Here is a 19537-nt window from a genome sequence, read left to right on the forward strand (position 1 = left end):
TTTCCCACAGATAAACACTTTTCAACCTGTGGGAGCGAGCCTGCTCGCGAAAGCGGTGTGTCAGGCACCGTAGATGTTGAATGTGCTGACGCCTTCGCGAGCAGGCTCGCTCCCACAGGGTCCTCAGGTGTATGCAGAAATGGCGTGCACAAAAAAGGCGATGTCCCTCACGAGACATCGCCTTCATTTTTACCGCCGCTAAAACTTATTCCGGCAGTTTGTACGCAATCACGTAGTCACCCATTTTGGTGCCCAGCGAGCCGTGACCGCCGACAACCAGCAGCACGTATTGCTTGCCGTCCTTGCCGGTGTAGGTCATCGGAGTCGCTTGGCCACCTGCCGGCAGACGCGATTTCCACAGCTCTTTACCGCTGTTCACGTCGTACGCGCGCAGGTACTGGTCGAGGGTGCCGCTGAGGAAGCCGACGCCGCCAGCCGTGACCATCGAGCCGCCCATGCTAGGCACGCCCAAAGTGAAGCCGATCGGGATTGGCGAGCTGTCGCGGCTGGTGCCGTTTTTGCGTTTCCACACGACTTTGCTGGTGGTCAGGTCGATACCGGCAACGTAACCCCAGGCCGGGGCCTGGCACGGTACGCCGAATGGCGACATGAACGGGTGCATGATCACCGCGTATGGCGCGCCGGTGTTCGGTTGCACGCCAGCGGTTTCGCTTTCGCGTTTGCTGCCGGCGGCGACTTGCTCGCGTGGCACCATTTTCGAAACGAAAGCCATGTAGTTCGGGCTGGTGAACAGCATTTGGCGAACCGGGTCGACCGAGACGCCGCCCCAGTTGAACACACCAACGTTACCCGGATAGATCAGGCTGCCCTGTTCCGACGGTGGGGTGTACTGGCCTTCGTAACGCAGTTCTTTGAACTGGATGCGGCACAGCATCTGGTCGAACGGGCTCGCGCCCCACATGGCTTTTTCGGTCAGTTCCGGGGCCAGCAGGTTGAGGTCCGAACGGGCCTGGGTCGGTGCGGTGTGGTCGCCTTTCACGGCGCCTTGCGGTACCGGGATTTCCTTGATCGGAATGATCGGCGTGCCGTCACGACGGTCGAGGACGTACAGGCTGCCCTGCTTGGTCGGGGCGATCAGCGCAGGTTTCACGCCATCGGCGGTTTTCATGTCGAGCAGGGTTGGCTGGCTGCCAACGTCCATGTCCCACAGGTCGTGGTGAGTGAACTGGTAGTTCCAGCGCACTTTACCGGTGGCCAGGTCCAGAGCAACTACACCGGCGCTGAATTTCTCGGCGCCCGGGGTGCGGTCAGCGCCCCACTGGTCTGGGGTCTGGTTGCCCAGTGGCAGGTAAACCATGCCGAGTTTTTCGTCGACACTGGCCAGCGACCACATGTTCGCCGAGTTGCGGCTGTAGGTTTCGCCCGGTGCCAAAGGCTCGGTGGCGTCTGGCTTGTCGCTGTCCCAGTTCCATACGAGGTGGCCGTCGCGCACGTCGAAGGCGCGAATCACGCCCGATGGCTCGTTGGTCGATTCGTTGTCGGTAACGTGACCGCCCATGATCACCAGATCACGGGTAATCGCCGCTGGCGAGGTGGAGTAGTAGCCGCCAGCGGTGAACGGGCCGATGCCTTGGGTCAGGTCAACCACGCCTTTGTTGCCGAAGCCTTCGCAGATCTTGCCGGTGTCGGCGTTCAGGGCGATCAGACGGGCATCAGCAGTTGGCAGGTACAGACGACGCGGGCAGGCCTGAGCAACGGCTTTGCCAGCTTCGGAAATCACCGCCGAGGCTGCGTTTTCAGTTTTCGCGTAAGCGGCTTCGTCGTAGTACGACACGCCACGGCAAGTCATGTGCGCGAAGCCTTTGAAGCCGACCGGGCTCTTGATCTGCGGGTCGAAGCGCCACAGTTCTTTGCCGGTGTCCGGATCCAGTGCCAACACTTTGCTGTGCGCGGTGCAGGCGTAGATCATGCCGTTGGCTTTCAGCGGGGTGTTTTCGTTGGTCAGCTCAACCGGGTCATCAGCGGTCGGCAGGTCGCCGGTCTGGATGCGCCAGGCTTCTTGCAGCTTGCCGACGTTGGCCGGGGTGATCTGCTTCAGCGGCGAGTAACGGTCACCGAACTCGGTGCGGCCATAGGCCTGCCAGTCGCCATCGGGCATGGCTGGCGCGGTGCTGGTGGTGTCCGCGGTGTCGCGGCCCAGTTCACCGAAGGTTTCACCCGGGTGGGTGAACAGGCTGGCCAAAGCGGTGACGCCGGCCAGCACCACAGCGACGGTCAGACCGCCAGTGCCCATCGGCGCCGGGCCGTTAAGCAGCAGCGGACGACGGAACCACGGCAGCAACATCACGAAGCCGAGGACAAACCACAGGGCCAGACGTGGCACCAGTTGCCACCAGTCCAGACCGACTTCCCACAGCGCCCAAACGGTGCTGGCAAACAAGACGATGGCGTACAGGCCCAGCGCCGCGCGACGGCGCATCAGCAGCAGGATGCCGCTCAGCGCAATGCCGATACCGGCCAGCAGGTAGTACAGCGAGCCGCCGAGCATGCTCAGCTTGACCCCACCGGCCAACATGGCCAGGCCCATCAGTAGAAGCAGAATGCCGAGCAGGCTCGGTAGCAAACGGCCCCGACTCGAAGCACTTTCGGTGCTCATAGTGTGATTCTCCGTGACGTTTTATGTAGTCCCGCGCTGTAGTCACTTTAGATGACGATTTGGCACAGGCATGGTTCAGATAAAAACTTGTCTAGCTAACGAAATTTATCTGTAGGAGTGAGCCTGCTCGCGATGGCGGTGTGTCAGGCAATATCTGTGGTGGCTGACTTACCGCTATCGCGAGCAGGCTCACTCCTACATTTGATCCGTGGTGTGCTTTAGAACGAGGACTGGATCTTGATCCCGCCGATCAGGGCGTCGTCGACGTTGTTCACGCCACCGGGGTGGCGGATGTATTGCAGGTTCGGGCGTACGGTCAGCCAGTTGGTCACGTGCACGCCGTAATACAGCTCGGCGCTGTATTCGGTGTCTTGCGGCGGCAGGAACGACGGATCGTCATAGTCGTAAACGGCGTTGGCGCGGTTACTGGCTTCGGCGTTTTTGCGGAAGGCCGGGTTGACGTGCACGCGGGCGAGGGCGAAACCGATGTCATCCTTGGCGCGCGCGTCGAACGGGCCTTTGTAGGTGATACCGGCCTGCACGTAGTTGTCGATCGCGTTGGTTTTCTTGTCGTGCATGGTGCCGTTGGCGAACACGCTGAGGCCGCGCGAGTTATCGCTGGCGATGCTGGTGATCTGCTGCTGAATACCCAGCCACACGCCGTGTTTGCTCGACGCGCTGCGATAGGCTTCGCCACTGAGAGCCGCCGGTTGGCCGTGGCTGTCTTTATAGACGTCGCTGGCCTTCGCATTGCTGTAGTAATAACCAGCGCGGTATTCGCCCGCCAGGCCGTTGAGCTTCGGCGTCCACACCAGTTCGATCGGCAAGATCGCGCCCTGCGTGCCGCTACCGCTGAGTTTGAAGCCATTGCCGCGATCGAGGTTCGACGGGTTCTGCTCGTAGGCGCCGACCTGTGCATACAGCTCCGGGGTCAGGTGATATTTGACGCGCAGCGCCCATTGGCTGACCGGCCAGTTGTACCAGATGCCGCCGACCCAGTTGCCGACCTGCGAACCGCAGAACGCGAGGTTCTGGAAGTCGCACGGGAAGCTGTTGAAGTCTTCGCCTTCGCCGAAGCGTCCGACCTTGATGTCGAGTTTCTGATCGAAGAATTTCTGCTGGTACCACATCTGCGTCAGGCGCGTGGTCTGGCCACGGCCCCAGACTTCCTGGGCCGAGGTGAAGCCGCCAACGCGCGGATCGTTGATGCGGTCGTTGCTGATGTTGTTGCCGCTGCGTTTGGTGATGGTCAGTTGAAACTCGGCGTCTTCCCAGCCGAGGATCTTTTGCAGGTCGAGGTGCGTGCCCAAGCCGAACTGATCGCTGTAACGCGCGGTGCGGTCGTGATCGTAGCCACCGTGCAGGTTGCTGCCCATTTCGCCGGTGTAATCGAGCTTGAAGTCGTAGCCTTTTTCCGAGAGTTCGGTGCGCGTGCCGTTCCAGTCACCGAGCATGTACGGTGATTCACTGTCGAACGCGGGCGCCGCTTGGACGCTGGTGGCGAGGCCGAGAGCGGTGCAGCCGCCAATCAGGCGCAGGGTTGAGATAGCGCTGTCTCGGGAGAAGGAAAAATCGGGCATGGCTAAGTCTTTTTTTGGTGTTGTCGGGGTGCGGGCTGAGTGCTTCAATAAGTCGCAGGCAGTGAAGCGATTCAGCGGAAGGGCGGCAGGATAATGATCTGTTACAAAAAGACAAAGGCCTTTTGTGAACATGCAGCGTTTCGGATTCGGTAACAGTGCGGCAAACGGGCGCATTGTCGGCCGGTTCGCGGCCTGCGATCTTTTCAGGTTGGCCTACATTTGAAGGTAGGCCTTCCACCCGGACACCCCCTCGGCTAAGGTGCGCGGCTTCTGCATTTTCACTTCGCCCAAAGGCCTGGCATGAACGAACAAACCCCCGATCCGCTGCACGGCGTCACCCTCGAACAGATCCTCAATGCCTTGGTGAGCCATTACGAATGGTCGGGGCTGGCTGAGCGCATTGATATCCGCTGCTTCAAGAGCGATCCGAGCATCAAGTCGAGCCTGACGTTCCTGCGTAAAACCCCGTGGGCGCGGGAGAAGGTCGAGCGTTTATACGTGAAGTTGATGCGCACCAAGCGACCGCTCTGACATGGACGCCGGTTGTTGGCGTCGTCGCCTGATCACCTGCGCAGCCATACTGGGCTGGGCGGGGTTGGGCATTCAGCTTTACCTGATTTTTTTCGCGCGCTTGAGCGTCGGCGCCAGCCTGTTGGGCGGGCTGGTGAGCTTTTTCAGTTACTTCACGATTTTGACCAATACGCTAGTGGCGACGGTGCTGACCTGTGCCGTGACCGCTCGCGAATCAGCTCCACGCCGCTGGTTTTTACAGCCGTGGGTCAGCAGCGGGATTACCGTGAGCATTGCTGTGGTCGGGCTGGGCCTACAGCATTTTGCTGCGGCATTTGTGGCACCCGGAAGGTTGGCAATTTATTGCCGATGAACTGCTGCACGACGTGATGCCGTTGCTGTTTCTGGGTTATTGGTGGTTGTGCGTGCCCAAGGGCACCTTGCGCTGGTGGCATCTGCCGGTGTGGCTGATTTATCCGCTGGTGTATTTCATTTACGCCTTGCTGCGCGGGCATTTGCTTGGCGCGTATGCGTATCCGTTCATTGATGTGGCGGTGTTGGGTTATCCACAGGTGCTGGTCAATGCCGGGGGGATATTGCTGGGGTTTGTGGGGATTGGCTTGGTGGTCATCGGCCTCGACCGCTGGCAAGCCGTACGAAGTTAAAGCACCTGTAGGAGTGAGCCTGCTCGCGATGGCGGTGGAACAGTTGCAAATTTATTGACTGACACTCCGCTATCGCGAGCAGGCTCACTCCTACAAGGGATATCACTCTTCTTCGGATCCCTCGGCGCGCCAGTAGCCGACGGCTTTGATGAGTTGCTCATCCAGCCCATGCTCATCGATCAGCACCCGGCGAATCTGCCGTGAAACTTTCGTTTCGGTCGCGACCCACGCATACAGATTGCCCGTGGGCACCTGCAATTGCTTCACCGTCGCCAGCAGGTTGTCCTTGCTCCCTTCGCGCAACACCCAGATCACATTGACCTGCGCCGCGCTCTCCAGCACTTGCTGTTCGGCGCCGTTCTCCACTTCTATCACCACCAGCGCCTTGCGATTGGCCGCGAGGCCTTCGAGGCGGCGGGCGATGGCGGGCAGGGCGGTTTCGTCGCCGATCAGCAGGTAGCTGTCGAAAATGTCCGGGACGATCATCGAGCCGCGCGGGCCGCCGATGTGCAGGAATTGTCCTGGCTTGGCTTGCTCAGCCCAGGTCGACGCAGGACCGTCACCGTGCAGGACGAAATCGATGTCCAGTTCCAGGGCATCAAGGTCGTAACGACGCGGGGTGTAGTCGCGCATTTCCGGTTTCGGCCCATCGTCCTTGCCGGCGCCGAGCACCATGGTTTCGAGGGCTGCAGCCTGTTCGGCATTCTGCGGGAACAACAGTTTGACGTGGTCGTCGGTGCCGAGGCTGATGAACCCGGCCAACTCCGGCCCGCCGAGGGTGATGCGGCGCATGCGCGGGGTAAGGTCGACCACGCGCAGGACTTCCAGTTTGCGGCGTTTGATTTCGTGCATCACGCGATGAATGGTTTGGCTATCGACTGCAGTCATTGGCTTTTCTCCGAAACAGGTTGCACGGCAGGGCCGTCGACGATGGCTTTGGCGGTGTCGTTGAGCAGGTCACGCACGCGCAGGATTTCTGCCTCGCTCCAACGGCCGTGATGCATCTGCAAGGCGTGGCGCAGGTTATGCACAGCCTCATGGATTTCCGGCGGACGATCATGGCCGCGCAGTGAGCGTTTGCTCACATCGATACGCATGCGCACGCCATCCAGCGCCACGGCTTGTTCGCTTAAAGACAAACGACCGGCGTCGGTGACGCTGTAACGTTTCTTGCCGCCCTCGGCGTCGCCGGTGATCAGCTCGCTTTCTTCGAGAAAGGTCAGGGTCGGGTAGATCACGCCCGGGCTTGGGCTGTAGGCGCCGTCGAACATGCCCTCGATCTGGCGGATCAGGTCGTAGCCGTGGCACGGCTGCTCGGCGACCAGCGCCAGCAGCAGCAATTTCAGGTCACCGGGGGCAAACACCCGTGGGCCACGGCCGCCGCGCTCGCGTCCAGGGCGTTTTTCGAAGCCGTCACGGCCGTCGCCGTGTTCGCGGTGGGGGGAATGATGGTCTCTCATTTTGTCTTCTCTCGTCGTGTTTAGATACAACTTAAGATATATCTTAATGAGCTTGCAAGACGTTTTTTCCCGAGAAAGGGCCTCGGCTGACGAGCGGCAAAAGCGCTTCAGGCGCAAGCAGCGAATTTCGCCCGGTTGTCGGAAACGATAACTTGAAAGTTAAAGTCATCGCTCTATTCGCTGTAGAGTATATGTTCTAAATAGCAATAAGTTGCCGTACTGGAAGGGCAAAGTTGCTGTATGGTTTTTTAGCTGAAACTGTCTGTAGGGTGGAACTTACAGTCACTGTTTCGAATGGCTGTTTTTTGTTCTTTTTTCTTGCGGGTCATAGGGTTGATTAACTACGAGGTTGTCGGAAGTTGCCTGCTTACATTCCAGAGACAACAGCCGATGATGCCCCGGCATTGAAAGTTCAAGTTGATCTGACGCAACTCGGGCAGAGATTCGGGCACTCAACTTCTTGAACTTTTAATGCTCATCCCCCTATCAAGAAAACAGGTACATAACGATGTTCAAGAAACTCGCAATCGCCGCTCCACTGGCTCTTCTGGCACTGGGTTCCACTGGCGCATTCGCCGCTGGTGAAGCGTCGCACTCGATCAGCCTTGTCGCGCATGTGCCGACCAACGGTTTCTATGTCGTGCCGACCGATCCGGATCTGGTCAACAAGGATCAGGACATGAGCTATCAGCCGACCACTGGCAAGATGCGCGACGTCAACGGCTTCTTCGATGTGCGCAACAACAACGGTTCGGTACACGCCAGCCTTGAGAGTCAGCCGAAACTGGTGGCCGGCAACACTTCCATCGACCTGCAAGTCCTGCTCAACAACAAGGAACTGACCCTGACCCCGCAAATGGTCGTGGGTGAATCCGAGTCGGACGTCAACTATCGCGCCCCGCTGAAAATCAGCGCCCGTGGCAGCAACTTCCAGCCGGGTGATTACACCGGTTCCGTGGCGATGATTTTTGATGCAGTGCCACCGGTCAACTGATCGCGTGAACACGCATTAAGCGCCCGACCCTACAGCGGCGTTAACCGACGGGGCAGGCACAAGTGTTTGCCCCGTCGGACTTCCATTGTTTGTAATCAGAGTACGAGTTCATGTTCCCGATGACACCCATCGCGGCTGCGCTTGCGCTGTTGTTTTGTGCCAGCGCAGCCGTGGCTTCCAGCAACGCCGGTACGACACCTCGCAGTCTGTTGGCGCAGGCCAAAGGTTTGCCGGCGGATTTCGAGGAGCATTTCTTTGATGTGCCTCTGGCGGTGCGGGTCGAAGTCGACCAACAACCGCTGGGCGAGGCCATGGTGGTGTTGTCCCGCGATGATCGCATCACCCTGCTCGAATTCACCGACACCAGCGAAAACCGTTTCGGCCCTGCCGAACGGGAAAAGTGGGCGAGCTTTCTCAAACCCGGCGTGCCCTTGGGGGCGTGCAGCGGTTCGTGCCCGGATCAGTTTCTGGCGGTGCACTACAACCTGGAAAACTCGCTGGTATCGATCGCCACCGAAAACGCTGAGCGCGATGTGGCCGCCAAGCGCTACTACGAGCAGCCCGAAGGCGGCAGCAGTGGTTTGATGGTGCGTAACCAGCTCAATCTCAATGGCGGTCAGGATCAGGATCTTGGTGGGCGCTTCGGTCTTGAAGCCAGCTCAAGCCTGGGCAACTGGAGCCAGACGCTCAACCTGCAAATGGCCCGTCTCGGTGGCCCGGACGACAAGCTTTATCACGCAATCCACGAGTTACACACCCAGCGCGAACTGCAAGGCAGTTTTTTCCGTCTGGGCTATTTCACCCCTAATTCCGAAGGGCTGACCCGCCAGCCGCGCACGTTCGGCACCAGCCCCGACACCGCCGTCGGCGTCATGTATGGCAGCTCCGACAGTCTGGCCATCAACAGTCCGATGCCCAGCGTTTATCCGATCTATGTCACCGCCAACCGCCAGGGTTCGGTGGAAATCTGGCGCGATGGTCTGTTGATCAACACCCAATCAGTGCCGGCCGGTTTGCAGACTCTCGATACCCGGCCGTTGCCCGGTGGCATTTACGAAGTGGAAGTGCGCCTGATCGAAGACGGCCAGATCACTTCCACCACCCAGGAGTTGGTGTACAAGCCCAACAACTGGCGCAACCTCGACGAGCGCTGGCGCTACAACCTGTTCGCCGGCGAAGAAAAGAAGTTGCTGAGCAACTGGGACACCCAGTCCAGCGGAAGCCCCACGGCCGGCGCCTCGGTGAACTATCTGCTGCATCCTCGGGTGATTCTCGGTCTGTCGGCGCGGCAGATTCGTGAAAAGCTGCAGTACGGCACCTCGGTCGACTGGACCCTGGCCAATCACATCAGCCTCTATGCCAACGTCTATAAAACCGAGGACTACGGCACCGGTCTCGACCTGCAAAGCCTCTATAACTACGGCTCGGGCAGCGTGGTGGTCAGCCACACCCGCAGTTGGCTCGACACCACGTACACCTACGACACCTTGCCCGACGGCACCCGCGTTCGCCCGCGCAATGTATTTGTCGGCCAGACCAGCAACTCCTCGCTGGCGCTCAACCATCGGCTCACCAGCAAAAGTTCGGTCAATGCGCGGATTGCCCACAGCGAAGGCAACGTCGAAGGCATGGGCGTGGACCTGGGCTGGACCCAGCGCACCGAGCTGTTTGGCAGCGATGCCAGTTGGCGCCTGTCGCTGTTCGATCGGCCGGGCAGCTACAGCAGTGGCGATGCGCGCAATCGCGGGGTCGACCTGAGCGTCAACCTCGCACTCGGCGCCCCGGGTCAGCAGATCACCGGCAGCATCGGCTCACGTACGGCCCGCGACGGCGCGCGTGACAACAATGCCTCGCTCGGCTGGCGCAAGGATTTCAAGGATCACGTGCTGCAAAGCGTGTCAGTCACCGCACTCACCGACACCTATGGCCTGGGCATGTCCAGCCTGACCAATTTCCGCACCGATGCGGTCAATGGCGATGCGTTTGTCCAGCGTTCGTCCTACAACGGCAATTTCACCGGCGGCCTCAACGTCGACAGCACGCTGGTGGTCGGCGGCCAGCAAATGCTCATGACCAGCCAGAGCGAGGTGCGCGGCGCCGGGTTGATCGTCGACGTTGAGTCGGACATCGAGGACATCGTCCTGCGGGCCGACGATTACAGCGGCGGCGGGGCGGCCTTGAAACCGGGGCGCAATTTCATCCCGATCACGGCGTATCAGAACAGCTCGGTGAGCTTCGACTTCGAAGGCAACAACGTACCGGCGGCCACCATCGAGCCGGCGCGCAGCCGTTATCACCTGAACAAGGGCGGCGTGGAGTATCGCAAGGTGCGCGTGATGAAAACCCTGACCGTGCTCGGCCGGCTGATTGACGAGCAAGGACGACCGCTCAAGGGCCATCACGTGATCAACCACGCCAGCCGAGGCGTGACCGAAGTCGACGGCTTCTTCTCGATGGAAATGAATGCCGGCTCACCGACTCTGGAAGTGCGTCAGGGCAATCAGTTGCTCTGTCAGTTCCGCCTCGATGCCGACAGCCACCGCAGCGAAAACAATGTGTTGATGATCGGCGACCTGCGATGCACGCCGGACACGCTGGCCGACGTGACGACCACAGAACAGAAGGCGGGTTGAAGGGATGAAATTATTAGCAGGAAGCTTGGGATTGGCGCTGACGCTGGCTGTTGCCACGGCGCAGGCGGCCAGTCATGAAATTCGCGCGATGTTCCAGCCGGATCCTTCGCAGCCGAACAAGAACGTGTTCGTCAACAAGACCCCGAACAGCGGGTACTGCGCCACTTTTCCGAATCAGTGTGTAGAAAACGGCATGTTCAGCATTCAATTGCCGGTTCGTTTCAGTGCCAATCATATTGGCGCCAATTGGGGCGTCGGGATCAAAGCCCCTGCCAATTGGCGGCGACTGACGGTGACAAACACGGAAACGCAGGAGACGGAAACCGTTGAAGTGCGTATTAGCGGTATCGGTTCTAAATATGTGCTGACTCGCCCGGCACACGAACTGGTCGGCGTGGATGACGAACTGCTGGGCCACCAGCGACTCTGGGAAAGCAGCAGTTGGGTCTACGCCGCTGCGCCCTGCCGGTACAGCGGCGTCGGTGTGCCCTATCCTGCCAGCTACCGGTTTTTCTGGAAAACCCCTGAGGAGGCGCACTGCGTCAAGAAGTCTACGGCGGTCATCGGGCCGATGTACTTCGACACCCTCGACTTTGCTTATGAACTGCGCACGCCCAATCCGCTGAGCATGTCGTCGGGGCTGTATACCGGCTCAATGACCTACAGCCTTGGCAGCGGTGGCGATTTCAGTATGGGCGCCGATTTTCAACCGGACGACGACAGCCTGACCCTGGACTTCGTGCTCGACGTGCAGCACACCCTCAAGATCGATCTGCCACCGGGTGGCAATCAGGTGTCACTGGAACCCGAAGGCGGGTGGGCCGGCTGGATCGACAGCGGGCGCAAGCCGAAAAGAATCTTCCGCGATCAACCGTTTTTCATTTCGGCTTCATCACGGTTCAAAGTGATGCTGCTGTGCAACTCGCAGGGAGGCAACGCTTGCAGCCTTGGCAGCCCGAAAGGCGATACCGCCGAGGTTGAAGTTTTCATGACTCTGCCAGCAGGCATCACCCATTCCGGCGGCAACACCGCCACCCGACTGCCCTTGAGGTTCAACAATTGGATCGGGCCTTTCCAGCCTGGGCTGTATATCGATCGCAAGCCGGGCACGTTGCATTTCGACATGACCCCGTTCGCGATCAATTTCCTGCTTCAACCCGGCAAGAACGACCGGCTGCGCGGCAACATCACCATTATCTGGGACTCGGAAGCGTGACTGCTCCCGCCGGGCCATTTTCACTATTCAGGAGTTGAAGACGATGAACCGTGGTTTTCTGCTGAGCCTGCTCAGCGTGTTTTGCCTGACAGCGCAGGCTGGACCGCAGATCAATGTCGGCACTGTGTACGACTATCTCGATGCCGACAAAAGTACCTACCTCAAACGGGTATTCAACAGCGGTGACGCCACCGCGTTCGTCAAGATCAATGTGCTGGAAATCGTTTACGGCGCCGATGGCACCCCACAGGAAATTGCCGTCGAAAATGCCGCCGACGGTGCCTCGCGCAATGGCCTGATGGCCAGTCCGGCGCGATTGATCGTGCCGGCCCAAGGCATGCAGGGCACGCGGCTGTTGTACATGGGCGCGCGTGATCGCGAGCGCTATTTCCGTGTGCGTTTCGTTCCGGTGGTGCCGGAACAGGAAGACGATTTTGTCGTCAGCAGCGAAGAGCGCGACGACTACAAGAAGTCCCTCACGGCGGGCGTCAACGTCATGACCGGTTTCGGCACGATCTTCTTTGTGCGGCCCAAGGATGCCCGCTTCGCCACGGTCGTCAACGACACCGACAGCCGTTACGAACTGCGCAACGACGGCAACACCGTGATCATCGTCGACGAGTTCAAAAGCTGTTCGCTGACCAAGGAAGCCGACTGCGGCGCCACCACCAAACACCATGTGCTGGCCGGCAAAACCTTTGCCTTCGATAAAGAGAAAGGTCGCGAATACCGCTTCTTCCTGATCGAAGGCAGCGAGAAAAAAACCATGAAGATCGCCAGTCGCTAGGCAGTTTTTCCAATGACGCATCGGGTAACCCACATGATCAAGCAAACCATCGCCGGCGCGCTGTTGGCCGCCACCGCGCTGACTGGCGCGGGGGCGTGGGCCGCGCGCGAAGAACATACCTTCGAAGTGTCCCTGACCATTCCCAGTCGCCCGTTCTACATCATTCCGGTCGAGCCGGACTGGATTCATCGCCCGCAACGTCTGGCTTGGGATTACCCGCGCGCCAGGCTCGGCGGCCTTGAGAAAAATTTCGATGTGCGCCATGACAGCAGCGCGATCGAGGCACGCCTGGGGGCCGAGCCGTTCCTGGAAAACGGCCGCCCCGGCGAAATCATCGAGCTGCAGGTCACCTTCAATGGCGTCGAATTGAGCTCGCACATCATCCCTCGCCAAGTGCTCTCGCAGGAGGAAGCCGCCACCGGCAAACGCGTGGCGTTGAAAATCGAACCGATCGAACCCGTCGGCGGTTATCGCTCCGGGGATTACAACGGCAACGTGGTGTTGCTGTTCAACGCGCGGGCGCCGGATGCGCAATGAAAGCAACACAGATCAGGCTCATCAGAGGCAGGACGAATAATGAAAAGGTACATTTGGCTGGGGGTGCTGGCCGTGTTGAGCAGCCCGCAGGCGCAGGCGATCAATCAGGAAATCCGCGCCTTGTTTCAACCGGATTCTTCCAGGTCCGGACAAGAATACGTTCGTCAACAAAACGCCGAACAGCGGTTATTGCGCGACCTATCCAGGTCAGTGTGAAAGTCACGGAATGTTCAGCATCGAATTGCCCGTACGGTTCCGCTCAACTCGCTATCTGGATCTCTTTGACTGGGCGGCGGTAAAAGCGCCCGCCAATTTGCGGCGTCTGACCGTGACAAACAGCCAGACGCAGGAAACGCAATCCCTGGAAATACGCATCACTGGCATGGGCTCCAAATATGTACTGAGTCATCCGGCGGTGCGGCTGGCTGGTGGCAACAATGCACTTGAAGGCCATTCCAGATTATGGGTCACGGGGAATTGGGTACAAGGCATACCGGCCCCTTGCTGGCACAGCGGCGTTGGTGCCTACGAGGCAGACAGCTGGCGGTTCTTCTGGAAAACCACACAGGAAGCCCACTGTTTCAAAGTGCCGGCCTACCATATTCCGTCGATGTACTTCGACAAGCTGGACATCACCTACGAGCTGCGCACCCCCAACCCACTGACGATGTCTACGGGCCGCTACACCGGTTCATTGACTTACAGTCTGGGACCAGGACGTGATTTCGACATGGGCAAACTGTTCCAGCCGGACGACAGCAGCCTGACCCTGGATTTCGTCCTGGATGTGCAGCACACCCTGAAGGTGGATATCCCACCCGGCGGCAATCACATCGCACTGGAGCCCCAAGGCGGCTGGCAGCGCTGGCTCGACAGTGGACGCAAGCCTGTGCGGCTTTTTCGTGATCAGATCTTCCATATCTCGGCGTCGTCGAAATTCACCATGAAGCTTGAGTGCGAGCACTCTTTGGGCTCAGGCTCGGGCTGCGCCATCATGGACCGTCAATCGGGTTTCGCCGGCCCGGTCGCCGTCAGCGTCAGTCTGCCCAATGGCCTGACCGACAGCGCCGGCCAACCGGTACGGCGCAAACTGTTGGGGCGTGAAACTTCCGGCACCTTCCAGCCCGAGCATTACATCGAGCGCAAGCCGGGCACCCTGCACTTCGAGATCGGCGAGCAGGACACCGACTGGCTGATCAAACATGCCACGGACAAACCCTATCGCGGCAATATCACGGTGATCTGGGATTCCGAAGTCGGTTAGACGCGGTGCCGCTCGGTCAGCCTTGCGGGTTGGCCGAGTGACGCCCCGTTGCCTTCAGAGCCCTGCGCTGATCATCGCTTCTAGGGTCAGGCGTCGTGACAGTTCTTTGCGTTCGTAGCCGATGTCATCGAGCAGTTTGTTGTAGCGCGCCTCGCTCATGACCTCGCCACTGAAGACATCGGCCTGGGGAATGCCCAGTTGTTTCGCCAGACCCTCCATTTTCCGTGCGAGCTGATTGAGCGGCGTTTGGGGCGTGGCATTGGCCCATTGCGCCTGGGCCTCGCGCAACTCATCAAGCAGCCCGGGCTTTTCCTCGAACAGACGGTCATTGGTTTCGTATTGCGTCGGATGGGTCTTGCGCAGGTGTTCCTCCCAGAAGTTATCGGGGGCCAGATCGATCATGGCACTGACCAGGCCGTCGCCTTTCTCCCGGTTCATGATCATGTCGTGGGCGCGGTCGATTTGTTTGGCCTTCACGCCAGAGCGCAGGTCATAAAGCATGCCCTGAGATTGCCAGGGCAGTTCCAGCTTTTCTGCCAGCCCGGTCTCGAACGCAAGATAGATTTCCACTTCATCGGGGGCCGGATTGCCGGGGTCGATCAGGTGTTGTTGCTCTTGCCTGCTGAATTCGGCCTTGGCTTCTTCACCGACATTTTTCAACCGGGCGGCGCTGCGTGCCAAACCCACGAGTGTCTCGTCCAGTACTTTGCTGGAGGTTGGCGCAGCGTAGGCTTTTGACACCAGAACCTTGATGCCCAGCGAGTTGAACAGTTGCGCGCCGAGGTCCCCGCAATCTTCCGGCGAGACGACTTGCTTGAACAGTTTTTCACGCAGTTGCGCATCCAGTGACGCGGCTTCGATCATGTCCCAGACGCGCTGGGTCAGTTGTCGGCGTCCATCGCCGGTGAGGTAGTCCCGGCTCTCGCGCTGTTTGCGAATCACGCTGAAAAAGCCCTCGGAATCAGGCTCATCCATCAGGTCGTGCCAGGACTCTTCGCGATACTGCCTGAGTGCCTGCGACGGGCTGTAAATCTGCGCGTCGTTATCGAATTCCTGCCAATGACGAAGCTCGTCGGCGACGTCCCGCGAATAGTCTTGCAGAAAGGCAAAACCGGTGGACTCGCGGTAGTTGCCAAACCGCACGCGGTCTTCATTCGAAAGCCTCGCTGTATCGAAACGCGTGCGGCTGAGCACGAAGGCTTGATCGGAACCCGGTTTGACCTCGGGCAACGTTCTGATTGGCGTCGAACGCATATCGAGCATAAAACCGCGCGGCCTGTGTTTATCGACATTGCCGACTTTGAACAAGCCTTCGGGCCATGTCTCTATGCCGGTCTTGGCGAGGCTCAGCGAGCGCAAGCGGTACATGCCAGCGACATTGGGCGGTTCGTGCAATGGATTGCCATTGAGGTTGAGCGACTGGAGGCGGATCAGGCCACCCAGACGTTCGCTCGCTTCTGCCGTCATGCGGATGCGGTTGTCCGTCAGGTCCAGTTCCTCCAGATGACGCATTTGCCCGAGGCTGGCAGGAATATCGGTCAATCCGCATTGGCGAGCGCTCAACTGGCGTAATTTGGGAAAGCTGCCGAGCAGTTCATCGGCGTTGGTAGGCAGATGCCGGTTGTCCAGTCGTAGCGCGGTGATTTGATCGAGGTGTTGCTGCATGCCGGGTTGCTTGCGCAAATCGCGCCACCAGCGCATTAGATCGCCGTTCACAAACTCCGAAGACAGATCCAGGGTGTAGCCCTGTCCGGGGAACGGGCCGCGTTCGCCAGGCATTTCGCTACGGCGTTCGAAGCACGCGATCAATTGGTCTCTGACGCGCTGTCCGCCGTTCAGCGTGAAATCCATATTGACGCCCGGCGCAAATTCTCCGGAAGGTTGCAACTCATCAGGGTAAGTGTGGCGCCAATTCTGTAGCGTTTCCTGAAAGTGCTGGCGTTCTTTCTCCAGACGCTCGATGCCTTCGGCGGGATCGCCATCAATGCGCAGCTTTTCGATGAATCGCTGCACTTCATTTGCGCGCATTCGCGGGTAGAGGTCACTGACGCGCTCCGCTGGAGTCGAGCCGCGTAGCCAACGCGGCCAGCCGCGCACCAGCGTTTCGGTTTCGATACTCGCCACCGCGCGAATCGGCGGCTCGGCCAGCACCGCTCGACGCTCGGCAGGCGCGGCTGATTGTTCCATGAGCCAGAGTTTGAGCGGGCGGCCCTGACCGCGTTGATAGCCCACACTCGACAACGTTTCGGCCGGCACGGCCTGCAGAATCGATTGGTAAAAATCGTCGGCGGCGTGCAGCGAACGGTTGTCGGCATTGAGCACTTCGTAGCGGCCATGTTCGTCGCGGATCAGCCGCCTGACGGTGGTCGCCTCTTCGGGGCCGACGCTGCAACGCAATGGCCCGTCATAGCTGCCATCGCGGACTTCGATACGCAGATCGGCAAAGGTGTCGGTCTGCACGCGCAAGGTGTTCAGCGCGAGCCGCTCGGTGTCGGCGGTCAGCCATTCGTCGCGGTAGAATCCGTCGTAGGCGCGCACGGCAGAGGCTTCGAAATTCAGTTCGCGGGCCTGAGTCTTGAGGCGCAGCGGCAGACGGTTTTCGTCGGCGATACGCTGCAGCTCAGCGGGTGAGGCCTGCGCTACGAGTTTTTCCGCCAGCGGCAGTGGCAGTTCCGGGAAGGTCCGCCTGACCACGCGCAAATCGACTTTGCCGGATTGTTCGGTGGCCTGGTACATGCGGTCGGCCACGGCACTGCGGCGCTCATCGACAGCGTCGGCGAGGCGACTGCGCAGTGCGCTGACGCGTTCGTTACGGGCGACCTCGCTGCCGAGCAACTGCTTGAGATCGTCCTCGGCGAGAAAATCCACCACGCGCTCCGGCAGCCGGCCCGCGTTGAGGTCACCTAGGCTGATGCTCAAGGTCTCGGCGACTGGTGCCTGCGGGTTGCCATACTTGTGCGAATAGCCGGTCAGGCTGGCATCCGCGTAAACCTCCAGCGCTTTGCCGGTCGGCCAACCCGGCAAGCCAGTCAGCATCGGTTCCAGCCACACCGCTTGCGGGTCGATCGGCCGGCCTGCACGGATATCGCTGGTGGCCGCACGCACATCGTCGTAAGCGCTGGCGCGTTTGAGGGTGTCGGCCAGCAGCGGTGGTGGCGGGCTGTTTTGCACATGCATCTGGCGCAGCATGTCGTGATCGGTGCCGCTGCTGATGCGGATCTGCTCCAGCTCCGAAGGTGAGAACCGTTCGGCACGGTGGCCCAGTCGGCGCATCAATGTGGCATCGGTCCAGTCTTGCGGAGTCTCCGCTTCATGCAGCCAGGCGCCGTGGCCGTTGTGTTCGATCTTCGGGCGGTAAGCGTTGCTGCGTTTCGGGTGTTTGATGTGGTGGGTTTTGGAGTACGCGTCGGAGTAGGCTTTTTCGACGCTGTACAACTGGCCCTCCAGCGACACCAGCTTCTCCTTGCCATAGTCATGCAGGCCCTGGGGATCGGGTTTCGAGTCGGCGGAGAGGGTCAGTTCCTGTCGCGCATAAGGGGCCAGATCCGGGTGCCACAGACTGGGTTGGCCATCGGGTAGCCTGACCGCTTTCATGTTGTCGACCAGCTTCGACAGCTTGACCTTGAACACCTCGCCAATCTGCGCGCCCGCCGCGAACGCGGCCAGTTGAATGACGTCAGTGACCACGCTGATCACGTGGCCGGCGGCTTCCTGCCACAGACCTTCGGCCAGATCGACCACGCCTTCGATGACATCCGTGGTCAGTTGATAAGCGGTGTACGCCATCATCACTTCGCCCAGCCCCGGCACGAACGGTGTGGCGATCAGCAGCGCCGCATTGAAAATGTCCGAGACGATCTTCTTGAAATTGTCCCACCAGGCCCAGCGTGCCTTGCTGTCGGTGTCGGCGGTGGAGACGGCGATTTCCCGGGCATCATTGAGGATCTTGTTGAGTTTCTGCTGGTAGGCATGGCGCCAGTAATCGCCTTGCAAGGGTTGGTTCTTGAACTCCAGGTTGGGGTTCTCCACAGGAACCTCGCGCCACGTTGGGCGTTGATCGGTCGGATCCTGGCGCGGGTTGTACCGGACGATGAACAAACGTTGCTTGAGTTCGGCAAAAAAATGCCCGCGCTGCTGCTGATCGACAAACTGGCTGAAGAACTGCCGATAGGTCTGGCCGGTCGAGGCGCAAAGTTTGTCCTCGCGCAACTGGCGCGTCAGTTCATCCTTGAACGCCTTGAGCGAAGCGTATTCCTTGAGCGGATGATCGGGATCATGCGGGATGTAGACGATCAGGCGCCGCACGCCACGGCTGTCCCGTGTGCCGTGCAATAACAGCAGCACGCCGGTCAGGCGGGTACCGAGCAGTTTCAGATCGCTGCAGCGGATCGAGTGGCCGTTGAGCAGCAACGGCGATTTGTCCTCGGCGAGGTTGAGCACCATTTTGTAGGCGTCGTATGGGATCTCTTCCTTGATCAGAGCCAGATGCGCGGCCACGGCAAGGGCGTCTTTCTGACTGCTGTTGACCTTGTATTGCAGGACGCTTTCGGCGACGGGTTCGCCGGGCAACAGGTAGCTTTCCAGGTGTTTTTTGTATTGCTCGCCAATGTCCAGATCACGGCACAGCGCCTGGAACTGGCTGATGGGCATGTGCTGTTTGATGGCCAGTACATCGAACAAACCACGCTCATCGGGTTTGCTGATGTAATCCGAACCATGACCGTCCGTTTCACTGCTGGCGAAGTTATGCAATGCGGCGTCCAGCAGCGACACCGTGCGTGTAACGACACCCTGGGAAACGTTGATGTTGTACCAGGGTTTTTCGGCGGGAATGTACAGGCGCAAATAGGTGGTTTTGACGTCGGGTTCGATGCCATGACGTTCCTTGATCTTCGCCTTGAGCAAAGGCTCGGCGAAGGCATAAAGATCGGTTCTGGCGAGCAGATGATCCACCTGATTCTGCGAGTTCCATGCCTTCAGATTGGCGGCAGAGAGCTTGGCCAGATAAGCCGGGGGGGCCGTGCTGTACCAAGGCTGAATCGTCAATGGCGTGGCGGCCAGTGCGATACCTCGATTGAGGGTGGCGCCCTTGAACGCGTCGTTGACGGTTGCCTTGATGAAGTCGTAATGCTGCCCTTTTTCCGTGATTGCGATGGGCAGGGGAGGGAGGGTCATGGCCAATCATCCTTGATTGTTGAGGAATGATCAGCCTACTCACGGCAGGGCAAAACAAAAGTTCAAAGATCGGGAGGCAAACAGCGCTACTGCTGGCGA

At 59.7% G+C, this 19537-nt stretch carries 12 protein-coding genes and 1 pseudogene; 8 read left to right on the plus strand and 5 right to left on the minus strand.

Going from position 1 to position 19537, the window contains the following annotated elements; translation table 11 throughout:
- Positions 1 to 205: 205 nt before the first annotated feature.
- Both ACOYXE_RS28575 and ACOYXE_RS28580 read right to left on the minus strand, forming a co-directional pair.
- Complete coding sequence (locus ACOYXE_RS28575) at positions 206 to 2617, minus strand: glucose/quinate/shikimate family membrane-bound PQQ-dependent dehydrogenase (RefSeq protein ID WP_077574400.1); 2412 nt, start codon at positions 2615 to 2617, stop codon at positions 206 to 208.
- A 218-nt stretch (positions 2618 to 2835) separates the two neighbouring features.
- Positions 2836 to 4197 (minus strand): carbohydrate porin, encoded by a 1362-nt coding sequence (locus tag ACOYXE_RS28580; RefSeq protein ID WP_405122947.1) that lies wholly within the window; start codon positions 4195 to 4197, stop codon positions 2836 to 2838.
- 300 nt (positions 4198 to 4497) lie between these two features.
- Between ACOYXE_RS28580 and ACOYXE_RS28585 the strand changes: the two genes are divergently transcribed.
- Positions 4498 to 4728: a VF530 family protein gene (locus ACOYXE_RS28585; protein ID WP_007916799.1), complete on the plus strand. Its 231-nt coding sequence runs from the start codon at positions 4498 to 4500 to the stop codon at positions 4726 to 4728.
- A 1-nt stretch (position 4729) separates the two neighbouring features.
- Positions 4730 to 5372: pseudogene (locus ACOYXE_RS28590) on the plus strand (Pr6Pr family membrane protein).
- Positions 5373 to 5474: 102 nt separating this feature from the next.
- Here the strand turns inward: ACOYXE_RS28590 and ACOYXE_RS28595 are convergent.
- Complete coding sequence (locus tag ACOYXE_RS28595) at positions 5475 to 6260, minus strand: siderophore-interacting protein (protein WP_160059287.1); 786 nt, start codon at positions 6258 to 6260, stop codon at positions 5475 to 5477.
- Positions 6257 to 6832, minus strand: coding sequence for a PadR family transcriptional regulator (locus ACOYXE_RS28600; protein ID WP_160059286.1), 576 nt, complete (start codon positions 6830 to 6832; stop codon positions 6257 to 6259). The genes ACOYXE_RS28595 and ACOYXE_RS28600 overlap by 4 nt, the downstream gene beginning before the upstream one ends.
- Positions 6833 to 7340: 508 nt before the next feature.
- Here ACOYXE_RS28600 and ACOYXE_RS28605 point away from each other — a divergent pair.
- The 6 genes from ACOYXE_RS28605 (at position 7341) to ACOYXE_RS28630 (ending at position 14263) form a co-directional block, all read left to right on the plus strand.
- Complete coding sequence (locus tag ACOYXE_RS28605; RefSeq protein WP_160059285.1) at positions 7341 to 7826, plus strand: CS1 type fimbrial major subunit; 486 nt, start codon at positions 7341 to 7343, stop codon at positions 7824 to 7826.
- A 110-nt stretch (positions 7827 to 7936) separates the two neighbouring features.
- Positions 7937 to 10459, plus strand: coding sequence for a CS1-pili formation C-terminal domain-containing protein (locus ACOYXE_RS28610; RefSeq protein ID WP_160059284.1), 2523 nt, complete (start codon positions 7937 to 7939; stop codon positions 10457 to 10459).
- 4 nt (positions 10460 to 10463) lie between these two features.
- Positions 10464 to 11675, plus strand: a complete 1212-nt coding sequence (locus ACOYXE_RS28615; RefSeq protein WP_160059283.1) for a hypothetical protein — start codon at positions 10464 to 10466, stop codon at positions 11673 to 11675.
- 43 nt (positions 11676 to 11718) lie between these two features.
- Positions 11719 to 12462: a molecular chaperone gene (locus tag ACOYXE_RS28620; RefSeq protein WP_160059282.1), complete on the plus strand. Its 744-nt coding sequence runs from the start codon at positions 11719 to 11721 to the stop codon at positions 12460 to 12462.
- 33 nt (positions 12463 to 12495) lie between these two features.
- The gene (locus ACOYXE_RS28625; RefSeq protein ID WP_405122949.1) at positions 12496 to 12999 is read left to right on the plus strand and encodes a CS1 type fimbrial major subunit; all 504 of its coding nucleotides are present in this window, start codon (positions 12496 to 12498) and stop codon (positions 12997 to 12999) included.
- 226 nt (positions 13000 to 13225) lie between these two features.
- Positions 13226 to 14263, plus strand: a complete 1038-nt coding sequence (locus ACOYXE_RS28630) for a hypothetical protein (protein WP_460927157.1) — start codon at positions 13226 to 13228, stop codon at positions 14261 to 14263.
- A 54-nt stretch (positions 14264 to 14317) separates the two neighbouring features.
- Here the strand turns inward: ACOYXE_RS28630 and ACOYXE_RS28635 are convergent, their stop codons facing one another.
- Entirely contained in the window at positions 14318 to 19438 is a 5121-nt protein-coding gene (locus ACOYXE_RS28635; RefSeq protein WP_460927159.1) for a dermonecrotic toxin domain-containing protein, read from the minus strand.
- Positions 19439 to 19537: the final 99 nt, after the last annotated feature.

This window comes from Pseudomonas sp. MC6, assembly GCF_054790575.1.

Bases quoted from the DNA above. Each gene is read 5' to 3' on its own strand.
- ACOYXE_RS28575 (WP_077574400.1), bottom strand. From the start codon at position 2,617: ATGAGCACCGAAAGTGCTTCGAGTCGGGGCCGTTTGCTACCGAGCCTG.
- ACOYXE_RS28580 (WP_405122947.1), bottom strand. From the start codon at position 4,197: ATGCCCGATTTTTCCTTCTCCCGAGACAGCGCTATCTCAACCCTGCGC.
- ACOYXE_RS28585 (WP_007916799.1), top strand. From the start codon at position 4,498: ATGAACGAACAAACCCCCGATCCGCTGCACGGCGTCACCCTCGAACAG.
- ACOYXE_RS28595 (WP_160059287.1), bottom strand. From the start codon at position 6,260: ATGACTGCAGTCGATAGCCAAACCATTCATCGCGTGATGCACGAAATC.
- ACOYXE_RS28600 (WP_160059286.1), bottom strand. From the start codon at position 6,832: ATGAGAGACCATCATTCCCCCCACCGCGAACACGGCGACGGCCGTGAC.
- ACOYXE_RS28605 (WP_160059285.1), top strand. From the start codon at position 7,341: ATGTTCAAGAAACTCGCAATCGCCGCTCCACTGGCTCTTCTGGCACTG.
- ACOYXE_RS28610 (WP_160059284.1), top strand. From the start codon at position 7,937: ATGTTCCCGATGACACCCATCGCGGCTGCGCTTGCGCTGTTGTTTTGT.
- ACOYXE_RS28615 (WP_160059283.1), top strand. From the start codon at position 10,464: ATGAAATTATTAGCAGGAAGCTTGGGATTGGCGCTGACGCTGGCTGTT.
- ACOYXE_RS28620 (WP_160059282.1), top strand. From the start codon at position 11,719: ATGAACCGTGGTTTTCTGCTGAGCCTGCTCAGCGTGTTTTGCCTGACA.
- ACOYXE_RS28625 (WP_405122949.1), top strand. From the start codon at position 12,496: ATGATCAAGCAAACCATCGCCGGCGCGCTGTTGGCCGCCACCGCGCTG.
- ACOYXE_RS28630 (WP_460927157.1), top strand. From the start codon at position 13,226: ATGTTCAGCATCGAATTGCCCGTACGGTTCCGCTCAACTCGCTATCTG.
- ACOYXE_RS28635 (WP_460927159.1), bottom strand. From the start codon at position 19,438: ATGACCCTCCCTCCCCTGCCCATCGCAATCACGGAAAAAGGGCAGCAT.